Raw genomic sequence first — 21,527 nt, 5'->3', positions numbered from 1 at the left:
GGCGCGGCCCAACGGGCTGCGCCGGGTTGGTTCCTTTTCCTCTCACGGAGCACACACCATGGCCATCATCAACGGCACGGTCGGCAGCGACACGCTGCGCGACCCCAGCAATGACGCGAGCAGCATCCTCAACGCCAACTGGTCGTATGGCGACGATCGCATGTCCGGCGGGCTCAACGACGACACCTATCGCGTCAACTCCAATGGCGACCAAGTGCTGGAGGCAGCCGGCGAGGGCCAGGACACCGTGGTGTCGCGGCTCTACCTGTACACGCTGGCCAGCCAGGTCGAGACGCTGGTGCTCGACAACACGCCGACGCAGCTCGTGACGGCGCCCGGCGGCGGGTACCAGCTGGTGGCCGCGGCAGTCAATGGCATCGGCAACGAGCTGGACAACACGCTGCAGGGCAACGACCGCAACAACAGCCTCGCCGGCGAGGCGGGCGAGGACAAGCTCTACGGCGGTGCCGGCCTCGACACGCTGGACGGCGGCGTCGGCAACGACCTGCTGGACGGCGGCGCCGGCGACGACGTGCTGAACGACACGGGCGGTGACGACACCCTCGTCGGCGGAGCCGGCAACGACCTCTACTACATCGACAGCAGGGCCGACCGCATCGTCGAAGACGGGCCGCTGGGCGGCATCGACCAGGTCTACGCCCCCTTCGACTACACGCTGGGCGCCAACGTCGAGAACCTGAGCCTGCTGTCCGTCGCCGGCGCCCGGCTGGCCCGCGGCAACGCCCTGGCGAACGTGCTGCACGGCAATGATTTCGACAACGAGCTCGACGGCCTGGACGGCAACGACCAGCTGGACGGTGGCGCAGGCCAGGACCGTCTGGATGGCGGCCAGGGCAACGACACCTTGCTGGGCGGAGCGGGCAGCGACCTGTTCGACTTCGGCACGGCCGGCCTCTCGAATGCCGATACGCTGAAGGACTTCCGGCACGATGAAGACCGGCTGGCCCTGTGCGATTCGCTGGACAGCGGGCTGGCCGGCGCCGTCGATGCCGGCGTGCTGGGCCTGGATTTCACCGGAGGAGCGACGGAGGGTCACGCGCTGGCCGCGGCGTGCTTCTACAAGGGTGCGGGGATCGACGGCAACCCGGCCGGCGCAGGCAGCGGCATCTATGTGGACAGCCGCGACGGAGAGGTCTGGTACAACCCGACCGCCGCGCTGGGCGGCGATGCCCTCTTGCTCGCCAAGCTGGCACCCGATGCGGCGGCGGCCCTGCAGGCCAACGATTTCATCTACGGCAGCTGATGCGGTGGCGCGCCACAGCATCGGCGCGCCGGCGTGGCAGCGCGAGCCGACGCGGCGGCATGCTTTGAGGGTCGCGGGCGGTGCAAGGGCAGGAAGGTTGCCCTGCCCTGCTGACGCTACAGCAGCTTGAGCCCGCCGGTGAGGGGATCGATGCGTTCGTTCGAGCCGGGGCCGATGGCCAGGGCGGTATAGGTGGGCACGCCACCGAACTCGGTGATACCGCTGTCCTGGATCAAGGCACAGGGCAGTCCCGCATCAAGCGCACGCTGGTGCAAGGACAGCAGCTCTGCTTCGCTGTCGGCCGAAACGCAGATCTTGCGGAAGCGGCCGGTCAGCCAGGCGGCCGCACTGTCGTCGAGCAGCACGCGCATCTCCAGCCCGTGGGGGCCGGCGACGAACCGCGTCCCCGGCCCGCGGGTGAACACCGCCATGGAGGCATGGGCGCCCTGCGCCACCATCTTGCCCTTGCGCATCTGCAGGTCCTTGCGCAGCACGATGACCTGCTTGTAGTCGGTTTCCGGGGAGTTGTTGGGCATGGCTCGGAGAGAGGTGAAGGTAGAAGGAGCGCTGGAGATCACGGTCAAGGCCCGCATTGAGCCGAGGCACGGCCGGGGCGGCAGTTGCAGTTGCAGTTGCAGTTGCAGTTGCAGTTGCAGTTGCAGTCACGGGCTACGGGCTACGGGCTACGGGCTACGGGCTACGGGCTACGGGCTACGGGCTACGGGCTTCGGCTACGGGCTTTGGCTACGAGCTTTGGCTCACGGATCACCGCTCGCGAAACATCTCACGTTGATCCCAAGCCGGAGACTCATTGCCCGGAGCCCGGAGCCCGGAGCCGCTCGTGCGCCTTATGGGTTCGGGCCACTGGCGTAAAGCGTCGTCGCCTCGCAGGCCGTCCGTCCACTTGCGTCGCCCGCGCCACCGGCGGCACGGGGTGCCGACGGACGCTGTGCGGTGACGCGCGGTGCGGCGCGTGCACAGATGCTACAGAACCTGCGCCGGGACCGCTGGCGCCGGGGCGGCCCGAGCGCTCCTGCGACTGTAGACAGAGACAGCCCGTGGCCGCGGGCGCTACCCGGCGGCGAGGCTTGCGAGCAGAATCGAGTCATGTCACCCCTGTTGTCAGCTGCCCTGGACGAAGTCCGACTCCTGGCCGCCAGCCGGCCCTGGAGCCTGCCCAGCGCCACCGCCATCGAAGAGGCGCAACGCCTGCTCGACCTTGTCACGGTGGAGTGGCCGGCGCCCGAAGTGCTGGCTGAGCCCGATGGCAGCATCTCGCTCGAATGGGAGGCCGGCGACCATGGCTGGCTGGCGCTGGCCGTCGACGGCAGCGGCACCGTCACCCACAGCGCCGTGATCGAAGGCGACGAGTACGGCCAGACCGAAACCTTCGAGGCGGACCGGCTGCCGGACTGGGCCGGTGAGCTGCTGCGCCGGCTCCACCCCTGAACAGCCACCGTCGTCCCGGCCGGTGAAGGAATTCCCAGGCGCCCTCTCGCCTTGCCTCCACCCAGGAGGCCCGTGTCGGGCCGGCAGCGCCCGTGTGGCCGCCGCGCCGATCAGTACGCCAGGCTCCAGCGATAGCCCTTGTGCCGGAGCACCGCCCGCTTGAGCTCGATCTTCTCCAGCGTGACATCGGGCGCGACATGGTCGCCCTCGTGGAACAGCTCGCCGTTGATGATCAGGATGCGGTCGGACGAATTGTCGGAATGGATCGAGCCCCCCACCGAGAGCTGAGGCAGCGAACGCCGCACCTGCTCGGGCAGCTCGCCGAGGGCATAGACGCGCCGCTCCGGCGCTGCCGCCGGCTCGGTGGCCGGCTCGCGGCGGGCCTCGGAAGAAGATGGCGCAGGCGAGCGCCGCGCGACACCGGCCGCGCTGCCCTCGGTGCCTGCCGGCCGGGCCGCCGCGCTGGTGCGTGGGCTGTTCCTCGGTGGTGAGGTGGGCGCCAGCGCAGGTGCCGGTGCCGGCGACACCGCCGGTACGGCCGCTGCCGTCGGCGGTGCGGGAGGCGCTGCAGGAGGCAGTGCAGGAGGCGCGGCCGATGGCGCCGCGGCGCCGCCCGGCGACAGCGGGTCGGCCGAAGGAGGCCCTGCCGGCGGCGCGCCGGCCAGGGCGGGATCGACCGCGGCGACCGTCCCTGCCGGGCCGCCCGCCCCCGGCACCGCGCCCCCGGTGGCGGGCCCGGGCGGCGGCGCCATGGGCGCGGGCGCCGGCTCGGTCGCTGCGGCGGCCAGCCGTTGCGGCGGCGCCTCCCGCCCGAACCATTGCCAGGCCAGCGGCACGGCCAGGCCCAGCGTCACGCCCACCACCACCCAGGGCCAGGGTCGCGCCTTGCGCTCGGCCGGGAAATCGTCGGCGGACACCGGTGCCGGCAAGGTGTGGATGCTCGGTACCGAGCCGCGCTCGCGCTCCGACTCGGCCCGCCGCAATGCATCGAGGATGTAGGACATGGCGCTCTACCTTTCCGCCAGCAGGCGCGGTTCGTCAACGCCGGTGGCGCGGTTCAGCTGCATCAGCGTGACCGGGCCGGCCACACCGTCGGGCTTCAGGCCCTGAGCCACCTGGAAGGCATGCACCTGGGCCTTGAGCGCCGAGCCGGGCTGCTGGGTGTGGGCGGGGCGGGCGCCGGCCGGCAGGCGGGCCAGCTGGGCGGCCAGCCAGGCGGCCCCCGGCCCGCCTTCGGCAGCCAGGTCGACCCCGCTGTCGCGATAGCCGGGCGGCGCACGCCAGAAGGTGGCGAACTCGCCGCGCCACAGGCCGGCCAGCGAGGCCAGCGAGACGGTCTGTGAAACGCCCCGCATGCGCAGGGTCGCGGTCTCGGTGGTCAGCCCGGTCAGGAGTGCATACACGGTCTTGTCGTTTTCATCATGCAGGATCAGGATGCCCGGCCGCCCGAGCTGGCGGATCTGCGCCAGTCCGCTGCTGGCGGTCCTGAAGCACTGCAGCTGCTGCAGCTGGGCGGCCTGGCAGGCATCGGCCTCGTTGTCGCCGAGGGTCACCTTCCAGGCCTGGGCGAGCTCGCGCCAGGCCTCGTTCTCGTTGCGGATCGGGGGCTGCAGGCCCGCCGCGGTGGCGGCCGCCGCCGCGGTCGGCGCGGAGGCCGGGACACCGGTGGCCGGCGGCACGGCCGGCCCGACGCGGGCCACCACCGCTTGCATCGTGGCGGACGCCGCCGCCGCTACCGGCGAGGCGGGCGGTGCGGCCAGCGCCGACTCGGCCGTGCCACGGCCCATCCACAGCGTGGCCAGGCCTGAAATCGCCACGCCGGCGGCCAGGCCCAGCCCCAGCACCGCCACGCGACCGTGCTTGGGGCGAGGGGCAGCCGGTGGCGGGGCCTGGTCGAAGACCTCGGCCGCGGCCTTGTCCACGATGTCGCGGTCCACCGCGGCCTTGCCACTGCCATAGGCGCCCAGCAAGGCCCGGCTGCACAGGAGGTTGATGCGCCGCGGCACGCCGCGCGAGAGCTGGTGGATGCGCTGCACCGCCTTGCGGTCGAACGGCAGCGGCATGGTCATGCCGGCCACCGCCAGGCGGTGGCGGATGTACTGCGCGGTTTCGGATTCGGACAGGGCATCCAGGTGGTAGCGGGCAATCACCCGCTGCGCCAGCTGCTCCAGCTCGGGGCGCGCCAGCATCGTGCGCAGCTCCGGCTGGCCGATCAGGATGATCTGCAGCAGCTTGCGCTGGTTGGTCTCCAGGTTGGTCAGCAGGCGCAACTGCTCAAGCACGTCGGGCGACAGGTTCTGCGCCTCGTCGATGATGAGCACATTGTTCTGGCCGACGGCATGGGTCTTGAGCAGGTAGTCGTTCAGCGCGTCGACGCAGTCCTTGACGGTGGCCGGCCCAGTGCTCGCCTCGTCGCGCGGGATGCGAAATTCGTCGCAGACCGAGCGCACCAGCTCGTCCACGGTCAGTTTCGGGTTGAAGATGTAGGCGACGTTGCACCGCTTGGGCACCCGCTCGAGGAAGCAGCGGCACACGGTGGTCTTGCCCGCGCCGATCTCGCCGGTGAGCAGCACGAAGCCGCCACCGCCCCGCAGGCCGTAGCGCAGGTGTGCCAGCGCTTCGCGGTGCCTGTCGCTCATGAACAGGTAGCGCGGGTCCGGCGCGATCGAGAAAGGCTCGCGTTGCAGGCCGAAGTGTTTCGCGTACATGGGTACCAAGGATACTTTGACGGGCGGCCCGGCCCGGCGCCATGGCAGGCGGCCGGCCGCAGGGCCCCGGCCGGCACCGGGGGCGCCGACGCCGGCGGCCATTCTGCAGGAGGTTGGGGTGTCCCGGCGTGTCCGCCCCCGCATTCATGCGGCCGCATGGTGGGCGGGGGTGGCGACGGCCCTGCCTGCCTCGGCACCTCGTTGCCGGGAAATGTCACCCCTCGGCCGCGCGCTTGGGCTTGGGCTTGGGCTTGGGCTTGGGCTTGGGCTTGGGCTTGGGCTTGGCTTGGCTTGGCTTGGCTTGGCTTGGCTTGGCTTGGCTTGGCTTGGCTTGGCTTGGCTTGGCTTGGCTTGACTCGGCTCGGCTCGGCTCGGCTCGGTCAGGGTCAGGGTCAGGGCTGGGATCTGGTCTGGTCTGGTCTGCAACTGCAACTGCAACTGCGGCTGTGTTGAGTCGGGTCGGGCCGGGCCGGGCCGGGCCGGGCCGGGCGGCAGCTAGGGCGTGACTGCGGCGGGTGCGATTGCGGTCGCAGCGGCCAGGGCCGGCTCCCGGCTCATTGCCCGCTCCCCCAACACCCAACACCCAACACCCAACACCACGCCCAATCCCCAATCCCCAATCCCCAATCCCCAAGCCCCAAGCCCCAAGCCCCCAGCCCCAAGCCCCAAGCCCCCAGCCCAACGACATTCCCAGGCAGCCTCGATTCCCGCCTTTGGGGGTTTGACGTCCAGGGGCCGGCATCTCCAATGGTGCGGCCCCTCCTGCCTGGTGCCTGACGCGTCGTCCACCCCCTGCTGCCATGACCACTGCCCGTTCCCGCCGCCTCTGCCTGGCCGCCGTGCTCGCAAGCGGCACGGCGCTGCTGCACCTCTTCGCCGGCACGGCGGAAGTGCAGGAGCCGCTGCTGCAGTCACCGCTGCCGCAACACCTCGCGCTGCTGCTATGCCTGCTGGCACCTGGTGTCCTGCACGCTGTTGTTGTCGGCCGCCGCATTGGCCATGGCCGCCTGGGCGGGGCGCTCGCCACGCCATGTGCCAATGCGGCGGCTGGTGGCGCTGTCGTGGGGCGCTTTCGGCGCCGTCTTCCTGGTGGTCGCAACGGTGTTCGGCGGGCCGGCGATGTTGTGGCAGCTGCCGCAATGGACCCTCCTGCTGCCGGTCGCGCTGCTGGCCTGGCCGCCTCGGCAGCCGCACAGCGGCGACGGGACCGCCTGCGCGTGCATCGAGAGCACCCGCCGCGGCTGAGCGACGGGCCGACAGCTCGCTCAGTAGTTCTTCAGGTCCAGCCACAGCTCCTTGCGGTCGAAGGGCACATTGGCAGGCAGGAAAGGGTTCTCCAGCTCGATCACGGTGCGTTCACTGAGGCGCAGGCTGCTCAGGCTGTCCTTGTAGAAGCGATCGAACAAGGCCGACAGGCTGCCATCGGCCACCATGGCTTCCAGCCCGTCGCGCAGCCGCTCGGCCAGGGCGGGGCTGTTCTTCGACACATAGAAGAAGACCGGCATCGGGTAGGTGATCACCAGCGTCTGCTCCACCTGCAGGCCGGGCAGCTGGCCCCGGCGGGCGGCGTATTCCTGCGGCGCTTCGTTGGCGCCGCGTGGAAAGGCGTCGAAGCGGCCGGCCATCAGCATCGCGAACAGCGGCCCGTAGCGGCTCGCCTCCACCACCTCGATGCCGTTGTGGCGCAGCACCTTGTTGTCGCCCCAGTGGCTGCCCTGCCCCAGGCGCAGCCGGCGCAGGTCGGCCAGGGTGCGGATGCGGGCGAAGCGCGGCTGGTCCTGCTTGCGGATCAGCAGCACGCGGTGCCCCAGCATGCCCTTGTCGAGCGGGATGGGCACGGGGATCATGCCGTGCTCCAGCTCGGGATGGCCGGCATCGCTCCAGTGCAGGTTGACCCGGTCGCCGCGGATCGCCTCCCGGTTCAGCCGCGCCGAGCTCATGTCCTGCCGATAGGGCTTGAGCCGGTGGGGGCCGTGGCTGGCGTCGGTGCGTCGCAGCACCAGCTCGATCAAGGCGTAGTAATAGGCGTAGCGGGTGCTGTCCGACTCGCTGTGCAGATACCTCACTTCCTGCGGCTCGCGCCCGGCCGGCTGTGCGCGCGCCAGCGCTGCAACGACCAGCAGGCAGGCTCCCAGGACATGCATCGCCCGGGTGGCGATCGGTCGCGCCATTGGCGCTCCTTTGCAAAACTGTGCAGCCGCAAAACTTACCATCTGCTCGAAATCCGAAGCAACGCGAGGGCCGGGCCAGCGTGACGCCCGGCCGTGACGCAGTGCACGGCAGCTCGTCCGGCACGCCCGAGCTGGCTACGATGCAGCCTGGGCGGCACCGGTGCCGCGGCAGGGAGTCGGCATGGACCTGAACCATCCACTGATGCAGAGCGTGGCCCTGCCACTGCTGCTGGCGCTGGCCGGCGCCGGTCTGCTGCGGCACGGCGACGCGGCCCGACCGGCCCGCCGGGCGGGCGCCGCCCTGGGGCTGTCGGTGCTGCTGGCCAGCGGCTGGATGCTCGGCTGGCCGCTCCATCCCCAGGGCTTGACCGAGAAACTGCCGTGGCTGGTGGCCGGGGCACTGCTGGCCGGCCTGCTGCTCGATGCCTTCCGCCTCTCGGCGCGCGTGGCCACGCTGCTCGGCGCCGTGCTGTGGGCATTGGCGCTGGCCTGGCTGCGGGGCGCCAGCTGGCCGCTGGCTGCGGCCGCCTGGGCAGCCGGCAGCGCGGTGCTGGCCGCGCTGGCGCACACGCCGGCCGAGCGGGCCAGCGGGCCGGCGTTGCTCGGGCCCGCGTCACTGGGCGTCGCGCTGCTGGCCTTCATGCTGGGCTCGATGCTGTTGTTCCAGCTGGCGCTGCTGCTCGCCTGCGCCTGCGCTGGCCTCCTGCCATGGCTGTGGCCCACGCCCCGCGTCCGCTTCAGTGCGGCGGCCTGGCTGCCGGCCAGCCTGGCCTGGCTCTGCACCGCCTGGGCCTTGCTGGTGCTGACGCCGGCGAAGCCGGGTCTGCTGCTGCCGCTACTTGCAGGCTTCGCGGCGGAACGCGTGCTGCGCCACCGGCGCCTGCCCGGCCGGCGGGCGCTGAGCGAGCCGCTGGCCGTCGCCCTGCTTGCCGCGCTGTGTGCCGGCGGGGCGCTGCTGATGGCCACACTGGGGCCCGCGGGTGCGCCGGCGGCCGGTGAGGACGAGCCCTACTACCAGCCGCGCTGGTGACGCCGGGCGGCGGGCGCGCTGCGGATGGCGACGTCAGGCCGCCCTCGAAGGCGCCCGTGCGGCCCGCCGGGGCATTGCCGCCGCCGCAAGACCGCTGGGCCGCCGCCCGGACGTGGCGGGTGCCGCCGCGGTTCGGCGGCGGACGGAGCGGCAGGCGGGCAGGCCAGCCGTCAAGCAGTCCGGCCGGTTGACCCGATCCGGCGGGCCGGCGCCTGGCCGGTGCACCAGGGGCCAGCGCTACCGCAGCCGTCGCGCCACCCGGCGACAGGGCGGGGGCGCCAGTGAGCGCAGGCCCGCCTCACTCCTGTTCTTCGCCCCGGGTCAGGTGGCCGGCGCGTTCGCGCTTGGTGCGGATGTAGCGCTCGTTGTGCGGGTTGACCGGGGCGATCAGCGGGATGCGGTCCACCACGTCGATGCCACCGCTGCGGATGGCGGCGATCTTGAGCGGGTTGTTGGTCATCAGCCGGATGCGCTGGACGCCGAGCGCCTGCAGCATGGCCACCGCGGCGCCGAAATCGCGCTCGTCCGAGCGGAAACCCAGGTAGCGGTCGGCATCGATGGTGTCCAGCCCGGCGTCCTGCAGCCGGTAGGCCCGCAGCTTGTTGCCGAGGCCGGTGCCGCGGCCTTCCTGGGCCAGGTAGAGCAGCACGCCACCGGTTTCGGCCAGGCGCTCGATGGCGTCCTGCAGCTGGTCGCCGCAGTCGCAGCGCAGGCTGCCGAGCAGGTCGCCGGTGAGGCAGGAAGAATGCAGGCGCACCGGCACCGGTTGCTGCAGGTCGGGCCGGCCGACCACGATGGCGACATGCTCGGCGTCGCCATGCCACTCGCGGAACAGCACCAGGGTGCAGTCCTCGTGCGCTGCGATCGGCACCCGCGCATCGCTGACGCGGCGCAGGCGCAGGTGCGCATGCTGGCGCACCAGCGCCACGTCGGCGGTGGACACCTGCAGCAGGTGGGCCGCCTCCAGCGTGCCGGGCAGCAAGGAGCGCGGCTCGGCCACCAGCAGCGCCGGCGTCAGGCGCGCCCGCTTGGCCAGCGCCAATGCCGCCTCCATGGCCGGCGTGGCGGCCGGCAGGCCGAGGCCGGCCTGGGCCTGCAGCATCTCGCGCAGGCGCTCGGGCACGCCGTGGCCGGGCAGCACCGCGCCCAGCTGCTGCAGCTCCTCGACGCTGGCGCCCGCCGGCAGGCGCAGCGCCACCGCGCCCTCGGCCTGTGGCAGCGCGATGGCCTGGCAGCGTTCGGCGGTCAGCAGCAGCGACAGGCCGGCGTCCAGCGCGGCGAACCATTTCAGGCGGGCCGGCGTCAGCGTCTCGACCGCAGCCACCAGCAGGACGGACGAGGGGTGCTGCGGATCGATCACCGCCAGGCCGCGGCCGTGTTTCAGTTCGGTCTGCGCGCGGTCCACGCGGATGGCGGCCAGTTCGTCGTCGGTATGCAGGGCGGCGGCGTCGGGAAGCTGGAAGGTTCGGTCGTTCATAGGCTGCTAGCATAAGGCTCGCCCGGCGCCGGTGCAGGGCGGGCGCCGGCACCGCCACGGCGGCGCCGGATGTCGCACCGCCTATTGTCCCCTGCCTGGCCCGTCAACGCCCTTGAACGCCTCCGCCCCCCGCCCCGGCATGGACCGCCTGTGGACACTGTGCCTGCAGGCCGCCGGGCAACGGCGCCTGGCGACGCCGTCCGCCCGGGTGCTGGGCGGCACGGCCGACGCCGGCCTGGCCTGGCAGCCCGAGGCCGGCTGGCAGCTGCAGGGCAGCTGGGCGGCCGAGGCGCAGGCGCTGTTCCCCCTCTACAAGCCACTGCTGGACCGGCAGGCCGGGGCGCCCACCTGGGTCATCGGCCAGCTCGGCCAGAGCCTGGACGGCTGCGTCGCCACGCACAGCGGCGACTCCTGCTTCGTCAACGGCCCGGAGAATCTGGTGCACCTGCACCGGCTGCGTGCCTTGAGCGATGCCGTGCTGGTGGGGGCCGGCACGGTGGCCGCCGACAACCCGCGGCTGACCACCCGCCTGGTCACCGGGCCGCAGCCGGTGCGCGTGGTGCTGGACCCGCGGCTGCGCGCCCCCGCCGGGGCCGGCCTGTTCAGCGACGAAGCGGCCCCCACCCTGCTGCTGTGCGATGCCGCGCATGCCGCCGCCGCGGTGGCCCGGCTCGGTGCCGAACGGGTGCTCGCCGTGCCCGGCCTGCTGGGGGCAGACGGTGAACCGCGCCTGGCGCCCGCCATCGCGGCGCTGCAAGGCCGCGGCCTGTCGCTGCTGTTCGTCGAAGGCGGCGGCGTCACCGTCTCGCGCTTTCTCGCGCAGGGCTGCCTGGACCGCCTGCACCTGGCGATCGCCCCGCTGCTGATCGGCCGCGGCCGGCCGGGCGTGCAGGCGCCGCGGGCCACCCGGCTGAGCGAGGCGCTGCGCCCGCCCTGCCGCACGGTGCAGATGGGCTGCGACATCCTGTGGGACCTTGACCTGCGCGGTGGCTGACGGCTGACGGCATCGGCCCAGGCACCCCGCAGGGGTCGCACGGAACACGAAGAAGAAGCAGGAGACGGCGCGCAAGGCAGCCGGAGGGCGCGCCGAAGACGGCGCCTGGTGGCGCCGGGCGGGCGGCAGGTCGCGACGGCGCCTGGGCGAGTGGCGCGCTGCGGCCTTCGAGTGGCGCGGCGCCGGCCTTGGCGGGCGCCGCGCCGCCGCCCCCTCGGGTCCCTATCCGCTGCCCGGCCCCACGGCCACGGCGCTCTGCCGCCCTGCGGCGGCCCGCCACATTCCGGTCTCAGCGCTCTGCCAGCAGGTCGAGATGCCCCACCCGCAGCTCGGCCGGCTGCAGGCGCCTGCGGCGACACCAGTCAGCCACCGCAGCGGCTTCCCCGGGCGCCTGCTCCTGCGCGGCCGCCGCCATGCCGGCCAGCAGGGCGGCCTGCATCTCGCCGGGCGGCAGCTGCCAGTCGCTTTCCGCCTGCTGCACCTTCCAGCCGGCCGCCGCCAGTCGCTGCGCCAGCAGCGGCACCGCGGCCGCTCCCAGCGCCGCGCCGAAGCCCTTGTCGCGCCGCTGGTGCGCCGCGAACAGGCGGCGCACCCGTTCGTCGTCCGCATCGGCCGGTGTCCAGCCGATGCGGCCGTCCACGTTGAGGGCGAACAGCAGGGCGGCGCCGGCGGCTTCGCAATGCGCCGCCAGGCGGCCGAGCCAGGACGCAGAAACCAGATCGAGCAAGGCCGAGGCGGTGACCAGCCGGGCCTTGGCGAACGGTGCCTCGCCGAGGGCCTGCGACAGGTCCAGCGGCAGCAGTTCCAGCTCGGCCGAGAAGCCGGGGCCGGACCACCGCCCGCCCCTGCCCCGGTGCTCGAAGCGATAGCCCGGCCCGGCGGCCGCGTCGGCCAGTGCCGCTGGCAGCGCAGCCAGCAGCGCCGGGTCGTGGTCCACCAGCCACCAGTGCTGGGTGCCGCCCAGCCGCGGCGCCAGGTAGCGCAGGTTGGCGCCGGTGCCGCAGCCGAGGTCCAGCACGGTGAAGGGCTCGGCGGCCGCAGCGCCGCAGCGCCGTGCCAGGGTGTCGAGCCGCAACGCCCCTGCGGCGGCATCGCGGGCGGCCCGGTCGAACGGCTCGCGCAGGCGCAGCCACTCCGCGCTGAAGCCGCTCATCGGGCCAGCTCCTGCAGCAGGCGGTCGAACCGGGCCACGGCCTGCGGCCAGCCCGGCAGCCGCGGGGCAGCCGCCCGGGCGCCCTGCTGTAGGCGGGCGCGCAGGGCGGCATCGTCCAGCCAAGCGGCCAGTGCAGCGCGCAATGCCGGCACGTCGCCGGGGGGCACCAGCCGCCCGGCGCCGGGCGGCACGGTGCCGCCCACCGCGCCGGCCTGCGTGGCAAGCACCGGCAGGCCGTGCGCCAGCGCCTCGGCCAGCACCATGCCGTAGCCTTCATGGAAGCTGGCGAGCACCAGCGCGTCGGCCGCGCGGTAGGCCGCCTGCAGCTGGCGTTCGTCGACCTCGCCGTGCAGGCGCACGCGCGACGCCAGGCCATGGGCCACGACGGCCCGGCGCACTGCGTCCGCACAGGCCGCGTCGCGGCTCGTGCTGCCCACGCAGTCGAGCGTCCAGGCCCGGTCCTGCAGTCCGGCCAGGGCTTCGACCAGCAGCGCGTGGCCCTTGCGCGGCGTGAGCGTCGCAACGCACAGCAGCCGCCCGGCCGAGCCGGGATCGCGCGGCGGGCAGGCCACCGGGTCGGTGCCCGGCGGCACCACCGCCAGCCGCTGCGGCGGCACCGCAAAGTCGGCCAGCGCCAGCGCGGTGGATTCGCTGGTGACCACCACCTGCCTGGCACAGGCCAGCGCACGGACTTCGCTGGCGAACAGCGCCTCGCGCTGCCGCGCCTGCAGCCCGGTCTCGAAAGCCAGCGGGTGGTGCACCAGGGCCAGCCAGCGCAGGCGCCCCGCATGGCGCTCGGCCAGGGCTGGCAGGCAGCCGAAGGCCAGGCCGTCGGCCACCACGGGCAGCCCGTCGGGCAGCGCCGCGAGTGCGGCCTCGGCTCGTGCGCAGGTGGCGTCGTCCGGCCACGGGAAGCCGCCCTCCAGCACCAGCAGCTGCACCTGCCAGCCGGCCGCCCGCAGGCCCTCGATCACACGCCGGTCGTAGCGAAAGCCGCCGGTCGGCGTGTCGAGCGCACCCGGCACCAGGAAGGCGCAGCGCCGCGGGCCGCCACTCATGCCGGCGCCGCCGGCTGCAGCGGGGCGTCGTAGGCGGCCCAGGCCACGTGCGACTCGTGCAGCGTGACGCGCGCGCTGTCCAGGCCGCCGGCATGTGGCCCGAGCCGGCCGGCTGCCACCTGCGCCGCCAGCCGCTGGTGGATCGCCCGGGCCAGGAATTCGGTGGTGGTGTTGCGGCCGGCGAAGGCCGGCTCCTCGTCGAGGTTGCGGAAGTTCAACTCCGCCAGCACGCCCCGCAGCGCCTCGGTGGCCAGGCCGATGTCGACCACCACGCCGTCGGCATCGAGTTCGCGGCGGCGCAGCTCCAGGTCCACCACATAGGTGGCGCCGTGCAGGCGCTGGGCCGGGCCGAAGACGGCTCCGCGGAAGCTGTGGGCGATCATGAAATGGTCGCGGACATTGACGCTGTACATGGCGGGCTCGGGCTCCTGCAAGGTGGGGACGAAGGGTCAGGGATAGTCGATGCGCTGGCACAGCGTGTCGGGTGCGCCCTGCGACAGGCGCTGCAGCACCTGCGGCAGCGCCTCGAAATCGGCGCAGTCGGTCAGCAGGGCATCGAGCACCGGCGCCTGCGCCAGCAGCGACAAGGCCAGTGCCAGCCGGCGGCGGTGGCTCCAGCGGCCGCGCTGGGCGGTCGCCACCTGGCCGACCTGCGAGCTCTGCAGCCGCAGCCGGCGCGCATGGAAGGCCTCGCCCAGCGGCAGCGTGACGGGCCGCCGGCCATACCAGCTCAGCTCCAGCACGGTGGCCTCGAAGCCGGCCAGCCGCAGCGCGGTGGCCAGCCCCTCCGGCTGGCCGCTGGCATGCACCACCAGGTCGGCCTCCGGCGTGGCCGCCCCGGGCGACGCAAAACGGGCGCCCAGCGCCTCGGCGATGCTGTGCCGCGCGGCATGGGTGTCGACCACCTCGACCTCGCAGCCCGGCAGCCGGGCCGCCAGCCAGGCGACCAGCAGGCCGACCACCCCGCCGCCCACCACCGAGATGCGGTCACCGATGCGCGGCGCGGCGTCCCACAGCGCATTGACGGCGGTTTCCAGGTTGGCCGCCAGCACCGCACGGCCGGGTGGCAGCTGCGCCGGCAGCGGCAGCACCGCGCCGGCCGGCACGACATAGCGGGTCTGGTGCGGGTAGAGGCAGAAGACGGGCCGCCCCAGCAGCTCGGCCGGCCCCACCTCGACCACGCCGACATTGCAGTAGCCGTACTTCACCGGCCCAGGGAAATCGCCGGCCTGGAAGGGTGCGCGCATGCGTTCGTACTCGCCCGGTGGCACCTCACCGCGGAACACCAGGGTCTCGGTGCCGCGACTGATGCCGCTGTGCAGCGCGCGCACCTGCACCTCGCCGGCGCCGGGCGGCGGCACGGTCTCGCCGCGGATCTCGGCGCGGCCGGGCGCGGTCACCCAGCAGGCGCGGGCCGGCCCTGGGGAAGCGCCGGGCTTGACGGGGAAGGACGAAGCGGTTGACATGTGCGGGATGCAAAGCGACGCAGGATCTTAAGTCGATGTTCGCCGACACCGTGCCCGGCACGCCGCCCGCCCCGCTGCGGGCGGCGTCGCCCACCCCGTCCGCCGGCGATCCGCTGCGGCAGGAACTGCGTCGCGACCTGCTGGTGACGGCCGCGCTGCTGGCCCCGCTGGCGTTCGGCATCGCCTGGCTGGCGAAGCTCGGCCCCGGCTATGCCGGCAAGGCACTGGCCCTGCTGGCGCTGGCCGGCGTGCTGCTGTGGCGGGGCCTGCCGGCGCACCGGCCGCACCGGCGCCTGGGCGCTGCCAACCGCGTGACGCTGGCGCGCCTGGCGCTGGTGACCTTGCTGGCGGCCGGCCTCGGCGAGCCGATCCACGGCCGCCCGGCGCTCGACTGGGCGCTGGTGGCGCTGGCCGGCGTGGCCGCGTTGCTCGACGGGCTGGACGGCCCATTGGCGCGCGCCAGCGGCCTGAGCAGCGAGTTCGGCGCCCGCTTCGACATGGAGACCGACACCCTGCTGATGCTGGTGCTGGCGCTGCTGGCCGTGCAGTCCGGTCGCGCCGGCGCCTGGCTGCTGGCGGCCGGCCTGCTGCGCCACGCTTTCGTGGCCGCGGCCCGCCTGTGGCCCTGGCTGGCTGCGCCGCTGCCACCCAGCCGGCGCCGCAAGGCGGTCTGCGCGCTGCAGATCGGCTGCCTGGTGGCCTGCCTGGCACCGCTGTTCGACGCCACGGCCGCCGCCGCCATGGCCGGGGCCGGCCTGCTGGCGCTGTGTGCTTCCTTCGCCGCCGACGTGGCCTGGCTGGCCCGGCGGCGCCACCTTCACCGGGAGACCGCTGCATGAGCCTGTTTCGACACCGCCCCCCTCCGGCACTGCTGCTGTGGCGCGCCGCCGGCCTGCTCCTGCTGGCCCTGCTGCTGCCCTGCGTCAGCAGCCAGGCGCAGGCGCCGGCGCAGCCCCAGCGCTATGAGATCGACCCCGACCACCTGTCGGTCGGGTTCCTGGTCAGCCACATCGGCTATGCCAAAGTGCTCGGCCTGTTCCGCGCCGCGCGCGGCAGCTACAGCTTCGACGAAGCGCGCGGCGCACTGAGCGACGTGCGCATCGAGGTCGACACCGCCAGCGTGTTCACCAACCATAAGAAGCGCGACGACCACCTGAAAGGCGCCGACTTCCTCAACGCCGCCGAACACCCGCGCATGATCTTCACCGCCGCCAGCGCCCGCCGCACCGGCGAGCGCAGTTTCGAGATCGCCGGCCAGCTCGAGCTGCTGGGGCGCAGCCAGCCGCTGGTGCTGCAGGCCACCTGGAACAAGAGCGCCGAGTACGAGATTGGCGGCCTGCGCAAGCCGTATGTGATGGGGGTGTCGGCACGCGGCAGCTTCAAGCGCAGCGCCTGGGGCATGAACTACGGCGTGGCCAACGGCTGGGTCGGCGACGAGGTGTCCCTGATCATCGAGTTCGAGGCCCGCCGCCAGTGAGCCCTGTCGCGCCGGACGCCAGCAGCCGCGCGGCGGCGCCTCCCCCGGCCTGGCGCCACTGGTTGCCGCGCGCGCTGCTGGCCTTCCTGGTGCTCAACGGCGTCCTCACCTTCGAGAACCAGTGGCCCACCGCCGGCATCCGCCTGGGGGCCCGGCTGTCCTTCGAGCTGTGCCTCGGCACGCTGGGGCTGATGGCCTGGGTGGCCTGGCGCGGCCGCGCCAGCGCCCGCCTGATCGGCGCGCTGGCCGCCGCCTACACCGTCGGCGTGCTGCTGCGCTACCTCGATGTCACCGTGCCGGCGCTGCTGGGCCGCCCGGTCAACCTGTACTGGGACGGCCGGCATGCCTGGCAGCTGCTGAAGCTGGCCGCCGGCGACTGGCCGGCATGGCAGGCGGCGGGCATCCTCGCCATGGCCGTTGCCGGCCTCGCCACCCTCTACCTGCTGGTGCACCGCGCCACCGCCATGCTGGCCGCCTGCCTCGAATGGCACCGGCCCCGCCCCTGGCTGCTGGCGGCCGGGCTCGCGCTGTCGGCCAGCCATGCGGTGCACCCCTATGTGGAGCGTGACACGCGCTGGTTCTTCTCGCTGCCGGTGCTGCCCGGGCTGCTGCACCAGGTGGCGCTGCTGCCCGACGTCGTGCTGCCGGGGCAGGCCGACCGGCGCCTCTCACCCAGCCCCCGCTTCGACAGCGACCTGGCCCGGCTGCATGGCGCGGACGTGCTGCTGCTGTTCGCCGAATCGTATGGCGTGGTGGCGCTCGACCATGCGCCGCTCGCCGCTGCGCTGGCAGCCTCGCGCGAGCGCCTGCAGCAGGCCATCGACGCCAGCGGCCGGCAGGTGGTGTCGGCGCGGGTGCGCTCGCCCACCTTTGGCGGCGGCTCCTGGCTGGCGCATGCGGCCCTGCTCAGTGGTGTCGACACCCGCCGCCCGGGCGACCACGACCTGCTGCTGACCACCCGCCGGCCCACGCTGGTCAGCCATTTCCGGCAGCATGGCTGGCGCACGGTGGGCTGGATGCCGGGGCTGCAACGGCCCTGGCCCGAGGGGGCCTTCTATGGCTTCGACCGCCGCGCCGGCGCCGACGACATCGGCTACCACGGCCCGGCCTTCGGCTATTGGCGCATTCCCGACCAGGCCGCCCTGGCCCTGCTGCAGCAGCAGGAGCTGCCGGCGGGGCCGCGGGCGCCGCGGTTCGTGGTGTTTCCCACCCTCAACAGCCATGCTCCTTTCCGGCCGCTGCCCCCCTTGCAGGCCGACTGGGCCGCACTGCCGGGGCCGGGCGCCTATTCGGCGGCGCAGCAGGCACAGGCGCTGGCCGAGCCGGTCTCGTGGCTGGACCCGCTGCCAGCCTATGCTGCCTCGCTGCGCTATACCTACGGCTGGCTGGCTGCCTGGCTGGACGGGCCGGCGCCGCCGGGCCTGCTCACGGTGGTGATCGGCGACCACCAGCCGCTGGCCGCGGTCAGCGGCCCGCAGGCCAGCTGGGATGTGCCGGTGCATGTCATCAGCAGCGACGCGGCCTTGCTGGCGCGCTTCACCGCCGCCGGCTTCACGCCCGGGCTGCAGCCACCGGCGCCGGCCCTGTGCGACCTGCATGAACTGACTGCCCGGCTGCTGGCCGCCTTCGACGGCCGCGCACCCGCCACCGGCCGGGCGGCCGCGCGCTGAGCGGGCCGCGCCGGCCGGCCTCAGCGCACGGCCGGCAGCCACCGTGCATGGATGTCGCCGGACGGCGCATCCGGCGGCAGCGCCTGCAGCCAGCGGCACAGTGCGCCCGCCTCCAGCGGCTCGGCCGGCTGCAGGCAGAGGCGCTCGCCGATCGAGTACCAGTAGTGGTGGCGGCCCAGCGACTCCAGCCGATCGACGCAGGCCAGCGCCAGGTCGCGCACCGGCGCAAGGAATTCGAAGGACAGCGCAGGCAGCGGCTGGCTCAAGCCCTGCAGGACCTCGGCCTCATAGCCTTCCACGTCGATCTTGACGAAGTCCGGCCGGCCATGGTGCTCGATCAGTGCGTCAAGGGTCGTCACCGGCACCCACGGGCCGGGCGACCAGCTGACACCGGCGAAGGACGGGCTGGCGCCGGCCCGGGCCGCCCAGTCGGCCGACAGGGTGCTCACCGTCGGCGTGCGCTCGCTGCTCAGCAGGCGCGCCTGGCCGGCGCAGCGGCCGAGCGCCGCGGGCACCAGCGTCACCCCGGCGTCGCGGCCGAAGCCGGCCTGCAGCAGGCGCACGAAGTCGGCCTGCGGTTCCACCGCCACCACCCGGGCGCCGAGGGCCCGCCAGGCCCGCACCCGGTTGCCGGCATGGGCGCCGATGTCGAAGGCCAGGCCGCCGGGCGGCACCCAGCCGGCATAAAAGCGCCGCAGCTGGCGCGCCCGCCACGGCACACCGTGGTAGATGGCCAGCGATCGCAGCAGGCCCCACGCGCGGTTCAGCGCCGGCATGCGGCAGGCGCGGCACGGCCGCGGGCATCAGGGGTGGGCAGCATGCCGGCCACTCTAACCGCTGGCGGCAAGGGGTCGGCCGGCCGCAGCGGGCTCCTGAAAACAACCAACCCGCCATCAGGCGGGTTGGTGGTGTGCGGCTCCCTTCGCGGGAGCCGGAGGCCCGGCAAGGCAGGGCTTACTTGCCGACAGCCGGGGCCTGCTTGGAGGCCGCCTGGCGGCGCGCGTCTTCAGCGGCGCGGCGGGCCAGGGCGCTGTGGTTGCTGTCGGAGAAGACCGAGGCTTCGCCGCTGAACACGGGCAGGTCTTCACCGGCGGCACGGGCGCGGGCCACTTCGGCCTGCACTTCGGCGCGGGTCTTGCCGGCCGGGGCGGCGGCTTGTTGCGCAAAGGCACCGGTGGCAGCAAAAGCGGTCATCACGGCGGCGATCAGGGTGGTCTTGGCGTTCATTTTCAGATCCATTCGTCTCAAGGTAAGGACAGGCTCGGGTCGGGCGGGTCGGCCGTCTGGCCCATCGCTGAGTCGCAAGCGCGATTCGTTTGTGCTCATCGATGGGATGAACTGTAGGTGTTAACCCTGGACGGATAAACGAGACGCCGAAGAATGGCTCGTTGCGAAAAGCGCAACAAAACCCAGCCAAGAGGATGGTTTCTGGCCATGAAAAAACCCGCCACCAGGGCGGGTTCGGGAAGGACAGCGGCCCCTCGGGCCGCTGCGGCGGCCTCAGCCGGCCTGCAGCCGGAAGCCGCTGACGATGCGTTCCAGCCGCGCCGCCTGCTCCTGCATCGACTGGGCCGCGGCGGCGGCTTCCTCGACCAGGGCCGCGTTCTGCTGGGTGATGCCGTCCATCTGCGAGATGGCCTGGCCCACCTGGCCGATGCCCATGCTCTGCTCACGGCTGGCGGTCATGATCTCGCCCATGATCTGGGCCACCCGGTCGGTGCTGGCGACCACTTCCTGCATCGTGGAGCCGGCCTGGTCCACCAGCGTGGTGCCGGCTTCGACCTGCTCGACCGAGGCGGTGATCAGGCTCTTGATCTCCTTGGCCGCTGCTGCCGAGCGTTGCGCCAGCGTGCGCACCTCGCCGGCCACCACCGCAAACCCGCGGCCCTGCTCGCCGGCCCGGGCGGCTTCCACCGCCGCGTTCAGCGCCAGGATGTTGGTCTGGAAGGCGATGCCGTCGATCACACCGATGATGTCGACGATCTTCTTCGACGACTGGTTGATCGAGCTCATGGTGTCCACCACCCGGGCCACCACCGAGCCGCCCTTGACCGCGACCGCCGAAGCCTCGCTGGCCAGGTGGTTGGCCTGCTGGGCATTGTCGGCGTTCTGCTTGACGGTGCCGGTCAGCTGCTCCATGGCCGAGGCGGTTTCCTCCAGCGAGCTGGCCTGGTTCTCGGTGCGCGAGGACAGGTCGTGGTTGCCGCTGGCAATCTCGCGCGAGGCGTCGGCGATCGAGCTGGTGCTGGCCTTGACCTCCAGCATCATCTTCTGCAGCCGCTCGATGAAGGCGTTGAAGCTGGACACCACTGCGTCGAACTCGACCCCGCCGCCGCCCGGCAGGCGGCGCGTCAGGTCGGCATCGCCGGCCGACAGGGCGTCGATGTTGGCCTTCAGCACGCCCAGGCGGCGCATGAACATGCGGATGCCGCCGATCACCAGCGCCAGCACCAGCAGCGCGATCGGCACCTGCACCATGCCCAGCTTGGCCAGGATGCCGTTGCTTTGCTGCGTCAGCAGCCGGGTCGGCAGGCCGGTCGCCAGCACCCACGGGCTGCCCGGGATGGGCTTGAGGAACAGCGTGTGGCCCTCGCCGTTTTCCTGGTATTCCGATTCCAGCGCGGCATTGCCCTGCAGGCCGGGCAGCAGGCGCTGCACTTCGGCGGCCAGCGGCACCTCGCCGGCCAGCGCCGAGACGTTCTTCAGCACGATGTCCGACTTGATCAGGCTGCTGTTGCTCACCACCTTGCCGTCACGCTCGACGAGCAGGATCTGGCCGTGGATGGCGGCTTCCATGTCCGCCACCAGGCGGTTGAAGAAGCCCAGCGTCACGTCGATGGTGGACACGCCCCACAGCTGGTCGCCCTGGTAGATCGCCATCGCGCAATTGGTGCGGGGCTGCGGGCTGGCGTCGTCCTGATAGGCATTGGCCCAGGCGCACTGGCCGCGCGGCGCTTTCTGCCCAGCCAGGTGCCAGGGCTGCTCCCAGTACTTGAGCGACTCCGGCGAGTTCCAGTGGGTGTTGACGTTCAGCTTGCCGGCCTTGTCGCGGGCGAAGAAGGTGCTGAACTTGTCGCGCGACGCGTCGCGCTTCTGCGGCAGCGGCCAGATGCCGCCGCCGAACACGTTGGGGTCGCCGTACTGGTCCACCAGTCCCGGCAGCAGCGTGTCGATGGTGTCGCTGTCCATCAGCGACACCGACTGCGTGATGCTGCGCTGCTGGGCCTCGACCTGGCGCAGCTGCTCGGTGATGCGGATGGCGATGGCATTGACGTCATGCCCGATGACGACGCCTTCGGTGCGCTTGAGCTCCGGCGTGACGAACAACGAGATGACGGCCAGCGTCATCAGCAGGAGCGCCGCGAAGATGGCGGCGAACAACAGGGTGTAGCGCGCCTGGCTGGTTTTGAGGAATTCCACGAATGTCTCTGAGGGATGGTTATCCCTGGGTCATCGGCAGGGGCGCGCCGGACTTGAGCCGCCGCCTCTGCGCCGCGGTGACCTTCGTCACGCCGGGCGGCGCGGGATTCCCCCCGAAGAGGGGGGCGCCCTGCCGGCGAACAGGCGCCGGCGCGGCTATCCTCCCCGCTTTTGCCACCACACCACCTCG

At 72.9% G+C, this 21,527-nt stretch carries 20 protein-coding genes; 8 read left to right on the top strand and 12 right to left on the bottom strand.

Annotated features, from left to right (window positions below; genetic code table 11):
* Nucleotides 1-58: 58 nt before the first annotated feature.
* Nucleotides 59-1,264, top strand: a complete 1,206-nt coding sequence (locus N7L95_RS18920; RefSeq protein ID WP_301256804.1) for a calcium-binding protein — start codon at nucleotides 59-61, stop codon at nucleotides 1,262-1,264.
* Between the two features lie 116 nt (nucleotides 1,265-1,380).
* On the opposite strand, the gene pth2 is transcribed toward N7L95_RS18920, so the two are convergent.
* A complete protein-coding gene (pth2, locus tag N7L95_RS18915; protein WP_301256803.1) occupies nucleotides 1,381-1,800 on the bottom strand; it encodes an aminoacyl-tRNA hydrolase in 420 nt (139 codons plus the stop codon).
* Nucleotides 1,801-2,371: 571 nt separating this feature from the next.
* On the opposite strand from pth2, the gene N7L95_RS18910 reads away from it, so the two are divergent.
* The gene (locus N7L95_RS18910; RefSeq protein ID WP_301256802.1) at nucleotides 2,372-2,713 is read left to right on the top strand and encodes a hypothetical protein; all 342 of its coding nucleotides are present in this window, start codon (nucleotides 2,372-2,374) and stop codon (nucleotides 2,711-2,713) included.
* A 110-nt stretch (nucleotides 2,714-2,823) separates the two neighbouring features.
* Here the strand turns inward: N7L95_RS18910 and N7L95_RS18905 are convergent, their stop codons facing one another.
* Together N7L95_RS18905 and N7L95_RS18900 are read right to left on the bottom strand one after the other, a co-directional pair.
* A complete protein-coding gene (locus N7L95_RS18905; protein ID WP_301256801.1) occupies nucleotides 2,824-3,717 on the bottom strand; it encodes a general secretion pathway protein GspB in 894 nt (297 codons plus the stop codon).
* 6 nt (nucleotides 3,718-3,723) lie between these two features.
* Nucleotides 3,724-5,421 carry an ExeA family protein gene (locus N7L95_RS18900; RefSeq protein ID WP_301256800.1) on the bottom strand — a complete coding sequence of 566 codons (1,698 nt, stop codon included), beginning with the start codon at nucleotides 5,419-5,421 and terminating at the stop codon, nucleotides 3,724-3,726.
* Between the two features lie 960 nt (nucleotides 5,422-6,381).
* On the opposite strand from N7L95_RS18900, the gene N7L95_RS18895 reads away from it, so the two are divergent.
* Nucleotides 6,382-6,666, top strand: a complete 285-nt coding sequence (locus N7L95_RS18895) for a hypothetical protein (protein WP_301256799.1) — start codon at nucleotides 6,382-6,384, stop codon at nucleotides 6,664-6,666.
* Nucleotides 6,667-6,686: 20 nt separating this feature from the next.
* Here N7L95_RS18895 and N7L95_RS18890 read toward each other — a convergent pair whose 3' ends face one another.
* The gene (locus N7L95_RS18890; RefSeq protein WP_301256798.1) at nucleotides 6,687-7,592 is read right to left on the bottom strand and encodes a substrate-binding periplasmic protein; all 906 of its coding nucleotides are present in this window, start codon (nucleotides 7,590-7,592) and stop codon (nucleotides 6,687-6,689) included.
* Between the two features lie 181 nt (nucleotides 7,593-7,773).
* Here N7L95_RS18890 and N7L95_RS18885 point away from each other — a divergent pair, with 181 nt between their 5' ends.
* Complete coding sequence (locus N7L95_RS18885) at nucleotides 7,774-8,622, top strand: hypothetical protein (RefSeq protein WP_301256797.1); 849 nt, start codon at nucleotides 7,774-7,776, stop codon at nucleotides 8,620-8,622.
* A gap of 298 nt (nucleotides 8,623-8,920) precedes the next feature.
* On the opposite strand, the gene ribA is transcribed toward N7L95_RS18885, so the two are convergent.
* On the bottom strand, nucleotides 8,921-10,099 hold the full coding sequence (ribA, locus tag N7L95_RS18880; protein ID WP_301256796.1) for a GTP cyclohydrolase II: 1,179 nt from the start codon (nucleotides 10,097-10,099) through the stop codon (nucleotides 8,921-8,923).
* Between the two features lie 112 nt (nucleotides 10,100-10,211).
* On the opposite strand from ribA, the gene N7L95_RS18875 reads away from it, so the two are divergent.
* Nucleotides 10,212-11,093 (top strand): RibD family protein, encoded by an 882-nt coding sequence (locus tag N7L95_RS18875; RefSeq protein WP_301256795.1) that lies wholly within the window; start codon nucleotides 10,212-10,214, stop codon nucleotides 11,091-11,093.
* Between the two features lie 289 nt (nucleotides 11,094-11,382).
* Here N7L95_RS18875 and N7L95_RS18870 read toward each other — a convergent pair whose 3' ends face one another.
* The 4 genes from N7L95_RS18870 to N7L95_RS18855 are packed head-to-tail and all read right to left on the bottom strand — an operon-like array spanning nucleotide 11,383 to nucleotide 14,770.
* Nucleotides 11,383-12,246 carry a class I SAM-dependent methyltransferase gene (locus N7L95_RS18870; RefSeq protein WP_301256794.1) on the bottom strand — a complete coding sequence of 288 codons (864 nt, stop codon included), beginning with the start codon at nucleotides 12,244-12,246 and terminating at the stop codon, nucleotides 11,383-11,385.
* The gene (locus N7L95_RS18865) at nucleotides 12,243-13,304 is read right to left on the bottom strand and encodes a glycosyltransferase family 4 protein (RefSeq protein WP_301256793.1); all 1,062 of its coding nucleotides are present in this window, start codon (nucleotides 13,302-13,304) and stop codon (nucleotides 12,243-12,245) included. The genes N7L95_RS18870 and N7L95_RS18865 overlap by 4 nt, the downstream gene beginning before the upstream one ends.
* On the bottom strand, nucleotides 13,301-13,717 hold the full coding sequence (locus N7L95_RS18860; RefSeq protein WP_301256792.1) for a 6-pyruvoyl trahydropterin synthase family protein: 417 nt from the start codon (nucleotides 13,715-13,717) through the stop codon (nucleotides 13,301-13,303). Before N7L95_RS18860 ends, N7L95_RS18865 begins: the two co-directional genes overlap by 4 nt.
* Nucleotides 13,718-13,753: 36 nt before the next feature.
* Entirely contained in the window at nucleotides 13,754-14,770 is a 1,017-nt protein-coding gene (locus tag N7L95_RS18855; RefSeq protein WP_301256791.1) for a zinc-dependent alcohol dehydrogenase, read from the bottom strand.
* A gap of 35 nt (nucleotides 14,771-14,805) precedes the next feature.
* On the opposite strand from N7L95_RS18855, the gene N7L95_RS18850 reads away from it, so the two are divergent.
* From N7L95_RS18850 to N7L95_RS18840, 3 genes are read left to right on the top strand one after another with little or no spacing between them, the layout of a single operon-like run.
* Nucleotides 14,806-15,609 (top strand): CDP-alcohol phosphatidyltransferase family protein, encoded by an 804-nt coding sequence (locus tag N7L95_RS18850; protein ID WP_301256790.1) that lies wholly within the window; start codon nucleotides 14,806-14,808, stop codon nucleotides 15,607-15,609.
* Nucleotides 15,606-16,247, top strand: coding sequence for a YceI family protein (locus N7L95_RS18845; protein ID WP_301256789.1), 642 nt, complete (start codon nucleotides 15,606-15,608; stop codon nucleotides 16,245-16,247). Before N7L95_RS18850 ends, N7L95_RS18845 begins: the two co-directional genes overlap by 4 nt.
* Entirely contained in the window at nucleotides 16,244-17,917 is a 1,674-nt protein-coding gene (locus tag N7L95_RS18840) for an alkaline phosphatase family protein (protein WP_301256788.1), read from the top strand. Before N7L95_RS18845 ends, N7L95_RS18840 begins: the two co-directional genes overlap by 4 nt.
* 20 nt (nucleotides 17,918-17,937) lie before the next feature.
* Here the strand turns inward: N7L95_RS18840 and N7L95_RS18835 are convergent, their stop codons facing one another.
* From N7L95_RS18835 to N7L95_RS18825, 3 genes are all read right to left on the bottom strand, one after another.
* On the bottom strand, nucleotides 17,938-18,693 hold the full coding sequence (locus N7L95_RS18835; RefSeq protein WP_301256787.1) for an FkbM family methyltransferase: 756 nt from the start codon (nucleotides 18,691-18,693) through the stop codon (nucleotides 17,938-17,940).
* 178 nt (nucleotides 18,694-18,871) lie between these two features.
* Nucleotides 18,872-19,144: a DUF4148 domain-containing protein gene (locus tag N7L95_RS18830; protein ID WP_301256786.1), complete on the bottom strand. Its 273-nt coding sequence runs from the start codon at nucleotides 19,142-19,144 to the stop codon at nucleotides 18,872-18,874.
* Nucleotides 19,145-19,417: 273 nt separating this feature from the next.
* A complete protein-coding gene (locus tag N7L95_RS18825; protein ID WP_363324847.1) occupies nucleotides 19,418-21,337 on the bottom strand; it encodes a methyl-accepting chemotaxis protein in 1,920 nt (639 codons plus the stop codon).
* Between the last annotated feature and the right edge of the window lie 190 nt (nucleotides 21,338-21,527).

Source organism: Eleftheria terrae, from assembly GCF_030419005.1.
Taxonomy (GTDB): Bacteria; Pseudomonadota; Gammaproteobacteria; order Burkholderiales; family Burkholderiaceae_C; genus Caldimonas; species Caldimonas terrae.
The sequence above is the reverse complement of the archived record's forward strand: the minus strand, read 5'-3'. Positions and strand labels throughout refer to the sequence as shown.

Coding starts and splice junctions, on each gene's coding strand:
- N7L95_RS18860 (WP_301256792.1), bottom strand. CDS start 13,717: ATGTACAGCGTCAATGTCCGCGACCATTTCATGATCGCCCACAGCTTC.
- N7L95_RS18905 (WP_301256801.1), bottom strand. CDS start 3,717: ATGTCCTACATCCTCGATGCATTGCGGCGGGCCGAGTCGGAGCGCGAG.
- N7L95_RS18910 (WP_301256802.1), top strand. CDS start 2,372: ATGTCACCCCTGTTGTCAGCTGCCCTGGACGAAGTCCGACTCCTGGCC.
- N7L95_RS18845 (WP_301256789.1), top strand. CDS start 15,606: ATGAGCCTGTTTCGACACCGCCCCCCTCCGGCACTGCTGCTGTGGCGC.
- N7L95_RS18865 (WP_301256793.1), bottom strand. CDS start 13,304: ATGAGTGGCGGCCCGCGGCGCTGCGCCTTCCTGGTGCCGGGTGCGCTC.
- N7L95_RS18835 (WP_301256787.1), bottom strand. CDS start 18,693: ATGCCGGCGCTGAACCGCGCGTGGGGCCTGCTGCGATCGCTGGCCATC.
- N7L95_RS18885 (WP_301256797.1), top strand. CDS start 7,774: ATGGACCTGAACCATCCACTGATGCAGAGCGTGGCCCTGCCACTGCTG.
- N7L95_RS18855 (WP_301256791.1), bottom strand. CDS start 14,770: ATGTCAACCGCTTCGTCCTTCCCCGTCAAGCCCGGCGCTTCCCCAGGG.
- N7L95_RS18850 (WP_301256790.1), top strand. CDS start 14,806: ATGTTCGCCGACACCGTGCCCGGCACGCCGCCCGCCCCGCTGCGGGCG.
- ribA (WP_301256796.1), bottom strand. CDS start 10,099: ATGAACGACCGAACCTTCCAGCTTCCCGACGCCGCCGCCCTGCATACC.
- N7L95_RS18830 (WP_301256786.1), bottom strand. CDS start 19,144: ATGAACGCCAAGACCACCCTGATCGCCGCCGTGATGACCGCTTTTGCT.
- N7L95_RS18900 (WP_301256800.1), bottom strand. CDS start 5,421: ATGTACGCGAAACACTTCGGCCTGCAACGCGAGCCTTTCTCGATCGCG.
- N7L95_RS18920 (WP_301256804.1), top strand. CDS start 59: ATGGCCATCATCAACGGCACGGTCGGCAGCGACACGCTGCGCGACCCC.
- pth2 (WP_301256803.1), bottom strand. CDS start 1,800: ATGCCCAACAACTCCCCGGAAACCGACTACAAGCAGGTCATCGTGCTG.
- N7L95_RS18890 (WP_301256798.1), bottom strand. CDS start 7,592: ATGGCGCGACCGATCGCCACCCGGGCGATGCATGTCCTGGGAGCCTGC.
- N7L95_RS18870 (WP_301256794.1), bottom strand. CDS start 12,246: ATGAGCGGCTTCAGCGCGGAGTGGCTGCGCCTGCGCGAGCCGTTCGAC.